The organism is Cellulomonas flavigena DSM 20109 (genome assembly GCF_000092865.1).
In the GTDB taxonomy this organism is placed as follows: domain Bacteria; phylum Actinomycetota; class Actinomycetes; order Actinomycetales; family Cellulomonadaceae; genus Cellulomonas; species Cellulomonas flavigena.
On record NC_014151.1, the window covers coordinates 1,967,132 to 1,984,066 of the forward strand.

General features: G+C 75.3%; 10 protein-coding genes and 3 tRNA genes. 9 read left to right on the top strand and 4 right to left on the bottom strand.

What is annotated here, in order from left to right; translation table 11 throughout:
* Positions 1 to 180 precede the first annotated feature (180 nt).
* Together CFLA_RS08930 and CFLA_RS08935 are read left to right on the top strand one after the other, a co-directional pair.
* On the top strand, positions 181 to 1,608 hold the full coding sequence (locus tag CFLA_RS08930; protein WP_013117000.1) for an MFS transporter: 1,428 nt from the start codon (positions 181 to 183) through the stop codon (positions 1,606 to 1,608).
* On the top strand, positions 1,608 to 5,792 hold the full coding sequence (locus CFLA_RS08935) for a bifunctional nitrate reductase/sulfite reductase flavoprotein subunit alpha (RefSeq protein ID WP_013117001.1): 4,185 nt from the start codon (positions 1,608 to 1,610) through the stop codon (positions 5,790 to 5,792). Before CFLA_RS08930 ends, CFLA_RS08935 begins: the two co-directional genes overlap by 1 nt.
* 39 nt (positions 5,793 to 5,831) lie before the next feature.
* Here CFLA_RS08935 and CFLA_RS08940 read toward each other — a convergent pair whose 3' ends face one another.
* Positions 5,832 to 7,430 carry a molybdopterin-dependent oxidoreductase gene (locus CFLA_RS08940; RefSeq protein WP_013117002.1) on the bottom strand — a complete coding sequence of 533 codons (1,599 nt, stop codon included), beginning with the start codon at positions 7,428 to 7,430 and terminating at the stop codon, positions 5,832 to 5,834.
* A gap of 213 nt (positions 7,431 to 7,643) precedes the next feature.
* Here CFLA_RS08940 and nirB point away from each other — a divergent pair, with 213 nt between their 5' ends.
* From nirB to CFLA_RS08975, 7 genes are all read left to right on the top strand, one after another.
* Complete coding sequence (gene nirB, locus CFLA_RS08945) at positions 7,644 to 10,202, top strand: nitrite reductase large subunit NirB (RefSeq protein WP_013117003.1); 2,559 nt, start codon at positions 7,644 to 7,646, stop codon at positions 10,200 to 10,202.
* On the top strand, positions 10,199 to 10,618 hold the full coding sequence (gene nirD, locus CFLA_RS08950; RefSeq protein ID WP_013117004.1) for a nitrite reductase small subunit NirD: 420 nt from the start codon (positions 10,199 to 10,201) through the stop codon (positions 10,616 to 10,618). The genes nirB and nirD overlap by 4 nt, the downstream gene beginning before the upstream one ends.
* Positions 10,615 to 11,895 (top strand): uroporphyrinogen-III C-methyltransferase, encoded by a 1,281-nt coding sequence (gene cobA, locus CFLA_RS08955; protein ID WP_013117005.1) that lies wholly within the window; start codon positions 10,615 to 10,617, stop codon positions 11,893 to 11,895. The genes nirD and cobA overlap by 4 nt, the downstream gene beginning before the upstream one ends.
* Positions 11,896 to 11,903: 8 nt before the next feature.
* Complete coding sequence (locus CFLA_RS08960; RefSeq protein ID WP_013117006.1) at positions 11,904 to 13,013, top strand: uroporphyrinogen-III synthase; 1,110 nt, start codon at positions 11,904 to 11,906, stop codon at positions 13,011 to 13,013.
* Positions 13,010 to 13,747 (top strand): sirohydrochlorin chelatase, encoded by a 738-nt coding sequence (locus CFLA_RS08965; protein ID WP_013117007.1) that lies wholly within the window; start codon positions 13,010 to 13,012, stop codon positions 13,745 to 13,747. Before CFLA_RS08960 ends, CFLA_RS08965 begins: the two co-directional genes overlap by 4 nt.
* A gap of 92 nt (positions 13,748 to 13,839) precedes the next feature.
* On the top strand, positions 13,840 to 14,655 hold the full coding sequence (locus CFLA_RS08970; protein ID WP_013117008.1) for a glycosyltransferase family 2 protein: 816 nt from the start codon (positions 13,840 to 13,842) through the stop codon (positions 14,653 to 14,655).
* Between the two features lie 123 nt (positions 14,656 to 14,778).
* The gene (locus CFLA_RS08975) at positions 14,779 to 16,410 is read left to right on the top strand and encodes a hypothetical protein (RefSeq protein WP_013117009.1); all 1,632 of its coding nucleotides are present in this window, start codon (positions 14,779 to 14,781) and stop codon (positions 16,408 to 16,410) included.
* Positions 16,411 to 16,509: 99 nt separating this feature from the next.
* Here CFLA_RS08975 and CFLA_RS08980 read toward each other — a convergent pair.
* The 3 genes from CFLA_RS08980 to CFLA_RS08990 form a co-directional block, all read right to left on the bottom strand.
* Positions 16,510 to 16,584 (bottom strand) — tRNA-Val (locus tag CFLA_RS08980).
* An 18-nt stretch (positions 16,585 to 16,602) separates the two neighbouring features.
* Positions 16,603 to 16,673 (bottom strand) — tRNA-Cys (locus tag CFLA_RS08985).
* 49 nt (positions 16,674 to 16,722) lie between these two features.
* Positions 16,723 to 16,794 (bottom strand) — tRNA-Gly (locus tag CFLA_RS08990).
* Positions 16,795 to 16,935: the final 141 nt, after the last annotated feature.

The window sequence follows — 16,935 nt, forward strand, 5'->3', positions numbered from 1 at the left end:
GCGGGCGTGTGCGATGAACGTTCGCGGCGGGTTACGCGAGCACGCGACCGGGCGAAACACGACGTCCCTAGCCTCGACCACGACGCCGGCACCACGCGGCGACGCCCGCCGGGCCACCCCCCGGCCCCGACGCCCGACCCCGCGTGCCCTGCGCCGCGGCCCGACGCCCGGAGGCTCCCCGTGACACAGACCCCGACGACCCCCGCACCGCCCGAGGACGCGCCCTCACCGACCACCACCACGACCACCGCCGATCTCGGCCCGGGCGCGGCGCTGCTGACCCCGCCCGGCACGACGCCCGCGCTCGTCCGTCACCACGGGCGCTGGCTGCACGGCTGGAACCCCGAGTCCGCCGACCAGTGGGAGACGGTCGGGCGCGGCGTCGCACGCCGCAACCTCGTCCTGTCGATCTTCGCCGAGTTCCTCGGCTTCGCCGTGTGGGCGCTGTGGAGCATCGTCGTGCCGCGCCTGCCCGAGGCGGGCTTCGCGTTCACGACCGACCAGCTGTTCTGGTTGATCGCCGTACCGTCGCTCGTCGGCGCCACGCTGCGCATCCCCTACACGTTCGCCGTGCCGATCTTCGGCGGGCGCAACTGGACGATCGTGTCCGCGCTGCTGCTGCTCGCACCTGCGGGTGCGCTCGCGTGGGCGGTGCAGCGCCCCGAGCTCTCGTTCGGCGCGATGCTCGCGATCGCGGCGCTCGCCGGCGTCGGCGGCGGCAACTTCGCGTCGTCGATGGCGAACATCTCGTTCTTCTACCCGGAGAAGGAGAAGGGTCGCGCGCTGGGCCTCAACGCCGCGGGCGGCAACATCGGCACGGCCGCGGTGCAGTTCGCGGTGCCGATCGTCATCGTCATCGGCACCGGGGTGCACCTCGAGCGCGCCGGCCTGATGTTCGTGCCCCTCGCCGTCCTCGCCGCCGTCCTGGCCTGGCGCTACATGGACAACGTCAAGGACGCCGCGACCGACCCGCGGGCCTACGGCTCGGCCGCCCGCCAGAAGCACACGTGGATCATCTCGTTCGTCTACATCGGCACCTTCGGCTCGTTCATCGGCTTCTCCGGTGCGTTCCCCACGCTGCTGAAGAACGAGTTCCCCGCGGTGATGCTCGAGATCGCGTTCCTCGGGGCGCTCGTGGGCTCGATCGCCCGGCCCGCCGGCGGGATCCTCGCCGACCGGCTCGGCGGCGCCCGCGTCACGGTCTGGTCCTTCGCGGTCATGGCCGCCGGGACGGTGTCGGCGATCTTCGCGCTGCGCTCGGGGTCGTTCGGACTCTTCTTCGCCTCGTTCCTCGTCCTGTTCCTCGCGACGGGTGCCGGCAACGGCTCGGTCTACCGGATGATCCCGGCGGTCTTCCGCCACGGCGCGACCGACGACACCGACCGCACACGGCGCGCCAAGGTGGCCGCGGGCTGCATCGGGATCGCCGGCGCGGTGGGAGCGATCGGTGGGTTCCTCATCCCGCGCGGGTTCGCGATGTCGACCACCGCCACCGGCGGCATCGAGGCCGCCCTGTGGGTGATCGTCGGGATGTACGGCGTCATGGCCGCCACCACGTGGGCCGTGTACGGCCGCCGCGGCTCGGCGTTCGGCGACACGCTCATCTGATGACGCTCACGACGACCGCGCAGTCCGAGCGCACGGCCGCGACGCAGGTCGCGACCGTGTGCTCGTACTGCGGCGTGGGCTGCGGCATCGTGCTGGACGTCGGCGACGACGGCACCGTGCGGCGCGCCAGCGGCGACCGCGCCCACCCCTCGAACGCCGGGCGCCTGTGCACCAAGGGAGCGACGAGCGCGACCATGCTGGCCGCGGGCGGGCGCGTGACGACCGCGCTCGTGCGTACCGAGCGGGGCACCGAGCCCGTCCCGGTGGACGTCGACACCGCGATCGCCGACGTCGCCCGGCGGCTGCGCGAGATCCTCGACCGCCACGGCCCCGACGCGCTCGCCCTGTACGTCTCGGGGCAGATGAGCATCGAGGCGCAGTACCTGGCCAACAAGCTCGCGAAGGGGTTCTGGCGCACCAACCAGATCGAGTCGAACTCGCGGCTGTGCATGGCCAGCGCCGGCACCGGCTACAAGCTCTCGCTCGGGTCGGACGGCCCGCCGGGGTCCTACGACGACCTCGACCACGCCGACGTCTTCCTGGTCGTCGGTGCCAACATGGCCGACTGCCACCCGGTGCTGTTCCTGCGGCTGCTCGACCGGCTCAAGGCGGGCGCGAAGCTGATCGTCGTCGACCCGCGCCGCACGGCCACGGCCGACAAGGCCGACCTGTTCCTGCAGGTGCGTCCCGGGGCCGACCTCGCGCTGCTCAACGGTCTCCTGCACCTCCTGGTGGAGGCCGGTGCCGTCGACGAGCAGTTCGTCGCCGAGCACACGCAGGGCTGGGAGCAGATGCCCGCGTTCCTCGCGAACTACCCCCCGGACGTCGTCGAGCGGCTCACGGGTGTGCCCGCGGCCGACCTGCGAGCCGCCGCCGCGCTGCTCGCCGGCGCCGAGAACTGGGTGTCCTGCTGGACGATGGGCCTCAACCAGTCGACGCACGGCACGTGGAACACCAACGCACTGGTCAACCTGCACCTCGCGACCGGTGCGATCGGCCGGCGCGGCAGCGGACCGTTCTCCCTGACCGGCCAGCCCAACGCCATGGGCGGGCGCGAGATGGGCTACATGGGCCCCGGCCTGCCCGGCCAGCGCAGCGTGCTCGACCCCGACGACCGGGCCTTCTGCGAGGACCTGTGGGGCCTGCCACGCGGCACGATCCGTGCCGACGGCGTCGGCACCGGCACGGTCGACATGTTCCGCCGCATGGCCGACGGCGAGATCCGTGCGTGCTGGGTGATCTGCACCAACCCCGTGGCGTCGGTCGGCAACCGGCGCACCGTCATCGAGGGCCTCGAGCGCGCCGAGCTCGTCGTCACGCAGGACGCGTTCGCGGAGACCGAGACCAACGCGTACGCGGACGTCGTGCTGCCCGCCGCGATGTGGTCCGAGGCCGACGGCGTCATGGTGAACTCCGAGCGGACGCTGACGCTCGCGCGCCGCGCGCTGGCCGCGCCCGGGCAGGCGCTGCCGGACTGGCAGCTGATCGCGCGCGTCGCCACCGCGATGGGCTACGACGGGTTCGCGTACACCTCGCCGCAGGAGGTCTTCGACGAGCTGCGGCAGGCGTCGAACCCCCGCACCGGCTACGACCTGCGCGGTGTCACCTACGAGCGGCTGCGGCGCGAGCCCGTGCAGTGGCCCTGCTCGTCGCCCGACGCGCCCGCGCGCAACCCGCTGCGCTACCTCAACGACGGTGAGCACCAGCCGCTGCTCACGCACCCCGACGGCACGCGTCCCCGCCTGGCCTTCGCGACACCGTCCGGGCGTGCCGTCTTCCACGCGCGCCCGCACACCGACCCGGCCGAGATGCCCGACGACGACCACCCGTTCTGGTTCACCACGGGCCGCGTGCAGCACCAGTGGCACACCATGACGAAGACCGGCAAGGTCCCTGCGCTCAACAAGCTCGAGCCCGGACCCTACGTCGAGGTCAACCCGCAGGACGCCGAGCGACTCGGGCTCACCGACCGCGCGCCCGTCGAGGTCGCCTCGCGTCGCGGCCGTGCCGTGCTGCCCGTCGTCGTCACCGACCGCGTGCCGCCGGGCACGTGCTTCGCGCCCTTCCACTGGAACGACGTGTTCGGGGAGTACCTCGCGGTGAACGCCGTGACGCACGACGCCGTCGACCCGTTGTCGTTCCAGCCCGAGCTCAAGGCGTGCGCGGTCGCGCTGACGCCCGTCACGACGGTCGCGCTCGCGCCCGACGCGAGCAGGGCGGCCGTCACGGTGCCGACCGAGGTGCCTCCCGAGCTCTCGGCCGACGCCCCGGTGCTCGACGGCGCCGCGACGATGCGTGCGCTCGCCGCGGCCCTCGGGGTCGACGACGTCACGCCCCCGGCGCTCGGTGACGACGAGCGCCGCTACCTCGCGGGGTTCCTCGCCGGCCTCGGCCGGGGCGCGGCGGGCACACCCGTGCTGCCGCCGTCCGCGCCGCTGAGCGAGGACCACGCGCTGTGGGTGGACGGCGTCCTCGCCGGCATGTTCTCGCGGGCGCCCGGCGCGTCCGCGGCCCGCCCGCGGACCCGCACCGTGACCGTGCTGTGGGCGTCCCAGACCGGCACCGCCGAGGAGCTCGCGGGTCTCGTCGCACAGCGTCTCGCCGCCACCGGCCGCACGCCGCGCGTCGTCGCCATGGACGAGGCGCTCGACGACCTGCCGCGCTCCGGCGACGTGGTGCTCGTCACCAGCACGTTCGGCGACGGCGACGCACCCGACAACGGGACGGCGCTGTGGGAGGCGCTCGCCGACCCGCAGGCGCCGTCGTTCGCCGGCGCGCGGTTCGCGGTGCTCGCGCTCGGCGACCCCACGTACGACCGGTTCTGCGGTCACGGGCGCCGCCTCGACCACCGCCTCGCCGAGCTCGGCGGGCAGCGGCTCGTCGAGCGCCTCGACCGCGAGCCCGGCGACGACGACGCGGTCGAGCGCTGGGTCGCGACGCTGCTCACGGCGCTCGCGGGCGACGAGGACGCCGCCGGCGGCACCGGCGCGGCCGCGAGCGACCGCGCCCCCGTCACCACGGCACCCGTCACGCCGCCGCAGGCCCCGACCCGGGCGACGCGCGCGACCCCGGGCACCGCGCGGCTGGTCGGGCGGCGCCGCCTCGGCGAGCCCGGCTCGGCGAAGGAGGTCCGCGAGATCCTCCTCGACACGTCCGGCAGCCCTCTGCCGGTGACGTACCAGGCGGGCGACGCGCTCGCGGTGCGACCGGTCACGCCACCGGCGCTCGTCGAGGAGTGGCTCGCGGCGACCGGTCTGGACGGCGACGCGACCGTCGTGCTCGACGGCACCGAGCGGCGCCTGCACGACGCGCTGCGCACCGCGCTCGACCTGGGTCGGCCCACGCCGCCCTTCCTGCGGTTCGTGGCCGACCACGCCGCGGGCACCGCGGGCGTCGAGCTGCGGCGCCTGCTGCGCGGCGAGAACAGGCAGGACCTCGCGGCGTGGACGTGGGACCGCGGCGTGGTCGACGTGGTCGCCGAGCACCGGGTCGAGGCGAGCGCGCAGGAGTGGGTCGAGGCGCTGCGCGCGCTGCAACCGCGCGCGTACTCGATCTCCTCGAGCCCGCTGGTCGACCCCGAGCGCGTGCGGCTGACGGTGTCGGTCGTGCGCTACCAGGGCCCGTCGGGGCGCCCGCGCGGCGGCACGTGCTCGACGTTCCTCGCGGACGCCGCGCCGGACGCCGAGGTGGCGGTGCACGTGCAGCCGAGCGCGCACTTCCACCCGCCGGCCGACCCGGCGGCGCCTGCCGTGATGGTCGGCCCGGGCACCGGTGTCGCGCCGTTCGTCGGCTTCCTCGCCGAGCGCGAGGCGCTGGGGCACACCGGGCGCAGCTGGCTGGTGTTCGGGGAGCAGCACGCCGCCACCGACTTCTGGTACCGCGAGGAGCTCGACGCGTGGCGCGAGCGCGGTGTGCTCACACGGCTCGACACCGCGTTCTCCCGCGACCAGCGGCAGAAGGTGTACGTGCAGGACCGCCTGCGTGAGCACGGCGCGGCGCTGTGGTCGTGGCTCGAGGAAGGGGCCCACCTGTACGTCTGCGGCGACGCGTCGCGGATGGCGCCGGACGTCGACGCCGCGCTGCGGGACGTGGTGGCGCGGCACGGCGGGCTCGACCCGCAGGACGCCGCGGCGTACGTGAAGCGTCTCGCAGCCGAGCGGCGCTACGCGCGCGACGTGTACTGACGTGAGGGCGCTCGACGGCCTGGGGCGCCGCCGGCCGCGTCAGGCGACCTCCACGACGAGCGTGTCGTACCCGCTCGCGCCGTCCGGCACCGCGCCGGCAGGCACGGCGGTCTGCGGGCCGTCGGGGTCCCACGCGCGGACGGACAGCACGTGCCGGCCGGCCGGTGCGTCCGGCCAGCGCCACCGCCACTGCCGCCACGTGTCGACCCCGCCGTCGGCGGCGAGGTCCGCGTCCTGCCACGGCCCGTCGTCGACCCGCACCTGCACCTGCGTCACGCCGCGGTGCTGCGCCCACGCCGTACCCGCGACCACGACGTCGCCCGCGCGCACGTCGGCGCCCGGACGTGGCACCTCGATGCGCGACTGCGTCTTGACCGGCCCGCGGGGGGACCAGCCGCGGACCGTCCAGTACGCGTCGGCGCGGTCGAAGCGCGTCACCTCCAGCTCGGTCACCCACTTGGTGGCGGAGACGTACCCGTAGAGGCCGGGGACGACGAGCCGCACCGGGAACCCGTGCTCCGGGGGCAGCGGGGCGCCGTCCATCGCGACCGCGAGCAGCGCGTCGCGCCCGTCGGTGAGCGCCTCGAGCGGCGTCGACGCCGTGAACCCGTCGACGCTGCGCGAGAGCACCATGTCGGCCTCGGTCGTCGGCATGGCGCGGGCCAGGACCTCGCGTACGGGCAGCCCCAGCCACCGCTGGTTGCCCACGAGGTCACCGCCGACGGGGTTGGAGACGCACGCGAGCGTCACCCAGGCCTCGACGAGGTCGGCAGCGAGCAGCTCGTCCCAGCCGATCTCGACCTCGCGCTCGACCAGGCCGTGCACGCGCAACCGCCACGTCGCCGGGTCGACCTGCGGCACGACCAGCGCGGTGTCGATCCGGTAGAAGTCGGCCACGGGCGTCGCCCACGGTTCGACGCCGGCGACGCCCACGTCGACCCCGGACGGCGGCGGGGGAGCCGGGCGCGCGGGCGGGGGCAGGCGCAGGGAGGCGCGTGCGGCAGCCGCGCCGCGGGCACCGCTCGCCACGGCGCGACCGACGACCGTCGCGACGACGCCCGCCGCCGTCACCAGCGCGGTCGCCCGCAGGAACGTGCGACGGTCCGGGACGACCCGGCCGCCGGCGGTGTCCGAGCGGTCCGGACCGCTCGCCTCGGGCCCACCGGCCGGTGCCCGGCGTGCGGGCGCCGGGAGACGCGCGAGCAGCGTCCGCAGCGCGAGCAGCCCACCACCGGCGCCGAGCAGCGCGGGTGCGGGGGCGAGCACCCCGGCGTCGGGGCGGGTCGTCGCGGCCAGCGCCGCGAGCCCGCCGAGCGCGACGACCAGCACGGCACCCGACGCCCAGCGGCGCCGCGCCAGGACACCGGCGGCCGCGGCCAGGACGGCGAGCACCACCACCTCGCCGATGCCGAGCACGAGCTTGTCGGCGGTGCCGAAGGTCGCCACCGCCCAGTCCTTGAGCCACGGTGGCGTGGCGTCGACGAACGCGCCCCCGACCGCGACGAGCGGGTCGCCCGTCGGGCCCGTGAGCACTGCGGCGAGCGCCCCGACGCCCACCGTCGCCGTGCCGGCGGCCAGACCGGCGGCGGCCGCGCGCGCGTCGTCGCCGCGCGGCGGCCGGGCGGCGAGGGCTCTCACGGCGCCACGGTAGGTGCCCGGGGTGCCGCCCGCCAGGGTGCCTGCCCGGACCTCGCCTCACACCAGGCGACGGCGCAGTGAGAGAGAAACGTTCCGGGGCCGAAACGGCTCGGTGCGTCTGCCCGAAACCACCGCTTCGTAGCGTCATGGCACGCGGTCACGCACCGCACGTCACCGCCCGCAGCACGCGCACGGACCGCACCTGGAGGCCTCATGGACCCCCGTCACCTCGTCGTCGTCGGCGGCGGCATGGTGGCGCAACGCCTCGTCGAGGCGCTGCGCGACCGCGACACCGCAGGCACGTGGCGGGTCACGGTGCTCGCCGAGGAGCCTCGCCGCCCGTACGACCGCGTGGCCCTCACCAGCTACTTCTCCGGCCGTACGCCCGAGGAGCTCGGGCTGGGCGACCCCGCGCTGTGGGACGACCCGCTCGTCTCGCTGGTGCGCGGCGACAAGGCCGTCGCGGTCGACCGCGAGGCGCGCGTCGTCACCACGGAGTCGGGACGCACGTTCGCCTACGACCACCTCGTGCTGGCGACCGGCTCGTACGCCTGGGTGCCGCCCATGGAGGGTGCCGACCTCGACGGCGTCTTCGTCTACCGCACGCTCGACGACGTCGCGGCCCTGCGCGGCTACGTCACGCACCTGTCCGACCAGCGCCAGGTGCGTGGGGTGGTGCTCGGCGGGGGGCTGCTCGGGCTGGAGGCGGCCGGCGCGCTCGACGCGCTGGGTGCCCGCGCGACCGTCCTGCAGGTCGACACGCACCTCATGTCGGCGCAGGTCGACCTGGGCGGCGGCGAGGCGCTGCGCCGCCTGGTCAACCGTCTCGGCATCGGCGTGCGCACGCAGTCGATGACGACGCGCGTCGTACCCCACCGTCGCGGCGGGGTCGGGCGCGTCGAGCTGGCCGACGGCACGCGGCTCGACGCCGACGTCGTCGTCGTGGCCGCCGGCGTGCGCCCCCGTGACGAGCTCGGGCGCGAGTGCGGCCTGCCGATCGGCGAGCGCGGCGGCGTGGTCGTCGACGACACGTGCCTCACCGAGGACCCGCACGTCTCGGCAGTCGGCGAGGTGGCCTGCATCCAGGGCGCCTGCATCGGCCTGGTCGCGCCCGGCTACACGATGGCCGAGGTCACGGTCGACCGGCTGCTCGGCGGCGGCGCCGTCTACCCGGGCGCCGACACGGCGACCAAGCTCAAGCTCGCCGGCGTCGACGTCGCGAGCTTCGGTGACGCGTTCGCCCGCACGCCCGGAGCGCTCGAGGTCGTCTGGGCCGACCCGGTGGCCGGCGTCTACAAGAAGCTCGTCATGTCCGACGACGCCCGCACCCTGCTCGGCGGCGTGCTCGTCGGCGACGCCTCCGCGTACGCCAGCCTGCGCCCGATGGTCGGCCGCGAGCTGCCCGGCGACCCCGCCGCGTTCCTGCTCCCGGAGGGCGGAGCGGGGGCCCCGGACCTCGAGCTGCCGGACGACGCGGGCGTCTGCTCCTGCAACAACGTGTCCGCCGGCACCATCCGGCACGCCGTGGCGGAGGAGGGCTGCCACGACCTGGGCGCCGTCAAGGCGTGCACGCGCGCCGGCACCAGCTGCGGCTCCTGCCTCCCGCTGGTCAAGAAGCTCATGTCGACCGAGCTGTCCAAGCTCGGGGTGACGGTCAGCAACGCGTTGTGCGAGCACTTCGCGCTCTCGCGGGCCCAGCTGTACGACGCCGTCCGGGTCGCCGGACTGCGCACGTTCACCGAGGTCGTCGAGCGGTTCGGCACGCACGGCCGCGGCTGTGACATCTGCCGGCCGGCGGTCGCGTCGATCCTGGCGACCACCGCTCCCGCGCACGTCCTGGACGGTGAGCGCGCCGCGCTGCAGGACACCAACGACCACGTGATGGCCAACCTGCAGAAGGACGGCTCGTACTCGGTCGTCCCGCGCATGCCGGGCGGTGAGGTGACCCCCGACGGGCTCATCGCCGTCGGTGAGGTCGCCCGCGACTTCGGGCTCTACACCAAGATCACCGGCGGGCAGCGGATCGACATGTTCGGCGCCCGGATCGACCAGCTCCCGCAGATCTGGCAGCGCCTCGTCGACGCCGGGTTCGAGTCGGGTCACGCGTACGGCAAGTCGCTGCGCACCGTGAAGTCGTGCGTCGGGTCCACGTGGTGCCGGTTCGGCGTCCAGGACTCCGTGGCCCTGGCCGTCATGCTGGAGCTGCGCTACCGCGGTCTGCGCTCGCCCCACAAGATCAAGCTCGGCGTGTCCGGCTGCGCGCGCGAGTGCGCCGAGGCGCGCGGCAAGGACGTCGGGGTCATCGCGACCGACAAGGGGTGGAACGTCTACGTCGGCGGCAACGGCGGCTTCACGCCGCGGCACGCCAAGCTGCTCGCGGAGGACCTCGACACCGAGACCCTCGTGCGCACCATCGACCGCTTCCTGCTCTACTACGTCCGCACCGCGGACCGGCTGCAGCGCACCGCGCCGTGGGTCGAGGAGGTCGAGGGCGGCCTCGAGGGTGTCCGCGCGGTCGTCATGGACGACTCGCTGGGCATCTGCGCGGACCTCGACGAGCAGATGGCACGTCATGTCGCCGAGTACGAGGACGAGTGGCGCGCGACCCTCGAGGACCCCGAGAAGCTCAAGCGGTTCGCGTCGTTCGTCAACGCCCCCGACGTGCCCGACCCCTCGCTGGCGTACGTGCCCGAGCGCGGCCAGGTGCGCCCTGCCACCGCCGACGAGCGCGCCGTGCTCGTCGCCGGCACCACCCTGGAGGTCCGGTCATGACGACGCTCGACGAACGCGCCACCACGTGGCTCACGGTGTGCCGCCTCGCCGACCTCGCGCCCGAGCGCGGGGCCGCGGCCCTCGTCCCCGACGAGGTCGACGGCGCACCGGTGCTCACCCAGGTCGCGTTGTTCCGGCTGCTCGACGGCACCGTCCGGGCCGTGCAGCAGCACGACCCCTTCAGCGACGCCCACGTGCTCGCGCGCGGCATCGTCGGCACCCGTCGGATCGACGGCGAGGACGTGCCGACCGTCGCGTCGCCGATGCACAAGCAGGTGTTCGACCTGCGCACCGGCACGTGCCTGGACCCGGCCGGCAAGACGCCCGCCGAGGGCCGGTCGCCGGACCTGCGCACGTGGCCCGTGCAGGTCGTCGACGGCGAGGTGCGCGTCGCGGTCCCCGGGAGCGGCACGTGACCGCCCTGCTCGGTGTCGAGCTGGCCGACCGTCCCGTCGTCGTGGTCGGCGGCGGTCCGGTCGCGGCGCGACGGGCCGAGGCGCTCGCGGACGAGGGCGCGCGCGTGCACGTCGTGGCGCCGCACGTGTGCGAGCCGCTCGCGGAGCTCGTGGTGGCGGGCCGTGCCCGCTGGTCCGACCGCGAGGTGCAGGAGTCCGACCTCGACGGCGCGTGGCTCGTGCACACGGCCACGGGGGAGCGGTCCACCGACGCCGCGGTCGTCGCGTGGGCCACCGCGCGGCGGGTCTTCTGCGTCGACGCGGGCGGGCCACGACGCCCCGCGTCCGGCACCGCGCGCACGCCTGCGACGACGCGGGCGGGCGACGTGCTCGTCGGCGTCGTCTCGACCACGGGTGCCGACCCGCGCCGCAGCGTCCAGGTGCGCGACCGCCTCGCGGCCCACCTGCGTGCCGGTGAGGTGGACCTGCGCCGCCGGCGGGCCACGGCCGACCGCGGTCGCGTCGTGCTCGTGGGCGGCGGCCCGGGCGACGTGGGGCTGCTGACGGTCGCGGGACGCCGCGCGCTCGCGGAGGCCGACGTCGTCGTCGCCGACCGTCTCGGACCGACCGACGTGCTGGACGAGCTGCCCGCCGACGTCGAGGTGATCGACGTCGGCAAGGCCCCCGGCCACCACCCGGTGCCGCAGGACGAGATCAACCGGATCCTGGTCGAGCAGGCGCAGCGCGGCCGGCTCGTCGTGCGCCTCAAGGGCGGTGACCCGTTCGTCTACGGCCGGGGGGGCGAGGAGGTCCTCGCGTGCCGTGCGGCCGGTGTCCCCGTCACGGTGGTCCCCGGCGTCAGCAGCGCGTTCGCGGCCGCGGCGTCGGCCGGCATCCCGCTGACGCACCGCGGCGTGGTCGGTGCCGTGCACGTCATGAACGGCACCGACGGCTGGTCGCAGGCCGCGCTGACCGGGCTGCGCGAGCGCTCGTGCACCGTCGTCGTCCTCATGGGCGTCGCAGCGCTGCCCGGTCTCGTGCGGGACGCGCTCGCGCAGGGCGTCGATCCGGACCTCCCCGTCGCCGTCGTCGAGCAGGCGACGCTCGAGGACCAGCGGGTCACACGCGCCGCGCTGCACGAGGTCGCGGCGGTCGCGGTGGCCCGCGGCCTGCGCGCGCCGGCGGTCGTCGTGCTCGGGGCCGTGGCCGCGCCGGGACTGCTCGACGCCCCGCAGGAGGCCCCGCCGGACGGACCGGTGCCACACGATGCCGCCGATCCGGCGAGAATGGGCGCGTGACGGGGGAGATGATCGACCAGACGCTGGCCGGGTGCGTCGTGCTCGTCACGGCGGACCGGCGGGCTGCCGAGCTGCGCGCTGCGCTCGAGCGGCGTGGCGCGACGGTGCGTCACGCGCCCGCGCTCGGGATGGTGCCGCACACCGACGACGCCCTGCTGCTCGCCCGCACGCGCGACCTGCTCGCGGACCCGCCGGACACCGTGGTCGTCACCACGGGCATCGGCTTCCGCGGGTGGGTCGAGGCAGCCGACGCCGCCGGGATCGCGGACCGTCTGCTCGAGGTGCTGGCCACGACCCGCATCGTGGCCCGCGGCCCGAAGGCGCGCGGCGCCATCCAGGCCGCCGGGCTGAGCGCCGACTGGGTGGCGGAGTCCGAGACGAGCGCCGAGATCGCCGAGGTGCTGCTCGACGAGGGCGTCGCCGGCCGCGACGTCGTCATCCAGCACCACGGCGCCGGCGCGGACGGCCTCGACGAGGCGTTCGCCGCGGCCGGGGCGCGCGTGCGCAGCCTCGTCGTCTACCGGTGGGGTCCGCCGCCCGACCCGGACCTCGTCCGCGACTCCGCCCGCGCGGTGGCCGACGGCGAGATCGACACCGTCGTGTTCACGTCGGCGCCCGGCGCCGCGGCGTGGGTCGCGGCGGCACGCGACGCGGACGCGCTCGACGGCGTGCTGCGCCGCCACACGTCCGGGGCGGTGGTGTTCGCGGCCGTCGGACCGGTCACCGCCAAGCCGCTGGTCGACGTCGGCATCGACCCGCTCGTGCCGGACCGGGGGCGGCTCGGCTCGCTCGTGCGCGCCGTCGTGACGCACTACGGCGGCCTCGAGGCACTCGACACCGTCGCGGGCCAGCTGCGCGTGCGCCGCGGCGCCGCCGTCCTCGACGGGCGCGTGCTGCCGCTGTCGCGCACCGGGCTCGAGGTGCTGCGGCTGCTCGCGCACGCGCGCGGCTCGGTCGTCCCGCGTGACCGCGTCCTCGACGTGCTGCCGGGGGTATCGTCCGACCCGCACGCGGCCGAGGTCGCGATCGCGCGGCTGCGGGACGCCACCGGCAGCCGTGCGCTCATCCGCACGGTGGTCAAGCGCGGCTACCGGCTCGAGCTCCAGGAGCAGGCATGACCGCGACCCCTGTGCCCGTCCTCGTGGGCTGCTCGCACGGCACCGACAACCTCGAGGGTCGTGCCGCCATCGCGACGATCCTCGCGGACGTCGCCCGCACCCGACCGGACCTCGACGTGCGCGAGGCGTTCGTCGACGTCCAGCAGCCCGAGCTCCCCGACGTGGTCACCGGTGCCCTGCGCGATGCTCCCGCCGTCGTCGTGCCGCTGCTGCTCTCGACAGGTTTCCACGTCAAGACCGACGTCGCCGAGGCGGTCGACCGGCCCGGTGCGGCGGCCGGCAGGCCGATGGGCCCGGACCTGCGCCTGGTGGAGATCCTCGCCGAGCGGCTCGCGGCCGCAGGGTTGCGCCCTGACGACGCCGTCGTCGTCGCCGCAGCCGGGTCGAGCGACCCCGACGCCGCGACCGCGGTCCGTGAGGTCGTCGCAGGGCTCGCCGCACGGCTCGGGCGTCCCGTGACCGTCGGGTACGGCTCCGGGGCGCACCCTCGTGTGCCGGTGGCGGTCGCGGACGCGCGCGCGGGGCTCGGCGCGGCGGGTCGCGTCGTCGTCGCCTCGTACCTGCTCGCGCCCGGTTTCTTCCTCGACCGGGTGCGCGAGGCGGGCGCCGACGTCGTCGCGGCTCCGCTGGCGCCGGACCCCAGGCTCGCGCAGATCGCGCTCGACAGGTACGACGAGGTGTCCGCCGAGGCCGCGGCGACGTGGTCCTCGACCGTCGCGTCGGCGGGCGCCTGACGCGACCTCGTCGGCGACGCCCGGCGGCCGTGCGGACGACTCACCCGGCCACCCGCTGGCCCTGCGGCCCCGCGCCCGTGAGGATCGACCCCATGAGCACGCACGCCACCGGTGAACCGGTGACCAGGGTCGACGCCGACGAGCCCGTCGTCGCACGGACCACCCAGCCGCGGCCGCCGGCTCCTGCCGTGGGCCCGACCGTCTCGGTCGTGATCCCCGTCCGCGACGACGCCGACCATCTCGACGCGTGCCTCACGCTGCTGGGACGCCAGACGCGACGCCCCGACGAGGTCGTCGTCGTCGACAACGGCTCGACCGACGCGAGCGCGCTCGTCGCGCGACAGCACGGAGCACGGGTGGTCCTCGAGCCGCGCCCCGGTATCCCTGCCGCCGCGGCGGCCGGGTACGACGCCGCCCGCGGCGAGCTCATCCTCCGGCTCGACGCGGACACGCGCCCGGGGCCCGAGTGGGTCGCCCACGCGGCGCGCGTCCTCGCCGACGCGGACGTCGACGCGGTCAGCGGCGTGGGGCGCTTCGACCTGCGTGGACCGGGCGGGGCCCTGCTGGCCCACGCGTACCTCGGCGCCTACTACGGCCTCGGCCACCTCGCCGCCGGCCACCCCGTGCTGTGGGGCTCCTCGGCAGCGTTCCGCGCCGACGACTGGCGGCGTGTGCGCGACCAGGTCACGCGGTCCGCCGACGTGCACGACGACCTGGACCTCGCCCTGGCCCTCGGCCCCGACCTGCGCGTCGTCGTGGACCGCACGTGGCGCGTCGAGGTCTCCGCCCGTTCGCTGCGACCTGGACGCCAGTGGGTGCAGCGCTTCGGGCGCGCGTTCCGCACGCTGCGTCGCCAGTGGGACGTCATGCCTCCCTGGGAGCGCTGGGAGCCCCGACTGCGCCGGTGAGTCGCCGTGCGACCCGGCACCCGGACCGGGGCGGAGCACCTTCGCGGACCACCCATGGGGCTGCCGAGGGCGCAGGCCCTACGTCCCTTCCGCCGTCGCCGCGGCGCGATCTAGCGTCGAGAGATGGACACGCGCTCGCGGGTCGTCCTCCACGCCGCCGTCGCTGCAGCGGCCGTGTCGGCCCTCGTCGCGCTCATGTCCGCCCCGGTCGCCGCAGCAGCGGTCACGCCGTACTGCGGGCAGCCCTTCCCCGTGGCGACCGACGGCACGCTGACCCTGGACACCCCGACGGTGCAGCAGGGCACGCAGGCGCTCGCCGTGCTGTCCGACTTCGACGAGTGGCCCACGTACCCGATCGGCGGCGGCTCGGGCGAGACGTTCGTGAGCTGCACGCCGTGGGCCCCGAACGGCAAGGTCGAGCTGATGCCCGTCGACACCGGCGTCGGTCTGTTCCTCGTCGACGTCCCACCGGGAACGCCGCCGGGGACCTACCCGGTGAGCGTCCTGTTCCACGACCCGGCCGGGCCGCTCCCGCCGGCGGGCACCCGGCGGCTGAGCACGACGCTCACGGTGACCACCGAGCGCTGGCCGGTGCCGTCCACCGGTGTCGCGTGCGCGCTGCCGGGAGACCCGGCGGCCGGCGAGCTGGTGGGCGACGAGCAGGTCGTCGCCGGCCGGCCGGCCCACTTCTCGCTCACCGGTCACGACACCAGCGGCTACCACCTCAACTGGGTCGACCGGTTGTGGTTCGTCGCCTGCGTCGACGGCCGGGCAGTCCCGATCCGGAGCGACGTCGCCGACATGCCGAGCGACGTCGAGGTCGCCCTCCCCGTGAGCCTCGCCCCGGGACCCCATACCGTGCGGCTGTGGGCCGGCGGGGACGGTCGGCTGCGGTGGTGGGAGCGGACCGTCACCGTCGTCGAGGACGACCGGCCCTCCTGCGAGCGGCCGTTCCCGGCGGCGACCGACGGGACGCTGGTCCTCGACACGCCGACCGTCGAGGCGGGATCGTCCGTGCTCGGCGTGCTCACCGGGTTCGACCAGTGGCCGCAGGCGCTCATCGGTGGCGGCTCGGGGGAGACCTTCGTCAGCTGCGCCCCCTGGCAGCCGGACGGGGACGCCGAGGCGATGGTGGTCGCCGACGACGTCGCACTGTTCCTCCTGCACGTTCCCCCGGGGACGTCTCCAGGGACGTACCCGGTCGGGGTGCTCTTCTACGAGGGCTCCGAGGACGCGTTCGGCCGCGACCCCGCACGCCTCAGCACGACGGTGACGGTCACGGCCGAACCGGTGGAGCCCCGGTCGAACGGTGCGGCCTGCAGCGCGCTGTCCGGTGACCCTGCAGGCGTACGGGAGCTCCGCGGCGGCGACGGCGCGGTGCCCGGCGGCGTCGCCCGCCTGACGCTGACCGAGCCGAGCGACGTCGGGACCTCCTTCAACGAGTACGACCGGCTGTGGTTCGTCGCCTGCATCGACGGCCTGGCGTCGCCCGTCGTGCACGAGGGCGGCAGACCCGTCGACATCGACGTCCGCATGCCGGCGCCGCTCGCGCCCGGGCCGCACCTCCTGCGCCTGTGGGGGATCGTCGACGGGGTGGTCTGGTGGGAGCGGACGATCACGGTGGCTGCGCCTGCGGACTCCTCCCAGCTCGCCGTCACCGGGACCACGTGGCCGCCGGTGGCCGCCGGTGCTGTCCTGCTCCTGCTCGGCGGTCTCGCGGGCGTCGCCGCGCGACGGAGGCACCGGGCCGCCTGACAGGGACCCCGAGCCCCGGCGGGGCGGGTGCGTCGCCCGCCGCGCCGCGTCCTCCGTCGCGCACGACGAAGGCCCCAGGTCGATGACCTGGGGCCTTGCTGGTGGGCGATACTGGGATCGAACCAGTGACCTCTTCCGTGTCAGGGAAGCGCGCTACCGCTGCGCCAATCGCCCATGAGGGAGTGCACTACGAGGTGGAGACGGGATTCGAACCCGTGTATACGGCTTTGCAGGCCGCTGCCTCGCCTCTCGGCCACTCCACCGCTGAGACCGCAGTCCACAACGGCTGGGAGCCGAAGGGGATAGCCTCCGAGCGGACGACGGGATTCGAACCCGCGACCCTCACCTTGGCAAGGTGATGCTCTACCACTGAGCCACGTCCGCAACGTCAGTCCCGCCGTTTCACCGGCGTTCCTGGTGCGTCGAAGACTCTAGACGACAACATCGGCGAGAGTCCAACTGGCACCCGTTCGCGTGTCGTCGGACGACTCCGGAGACACCGTGGACGCTGTCCGGCGAGCGGAC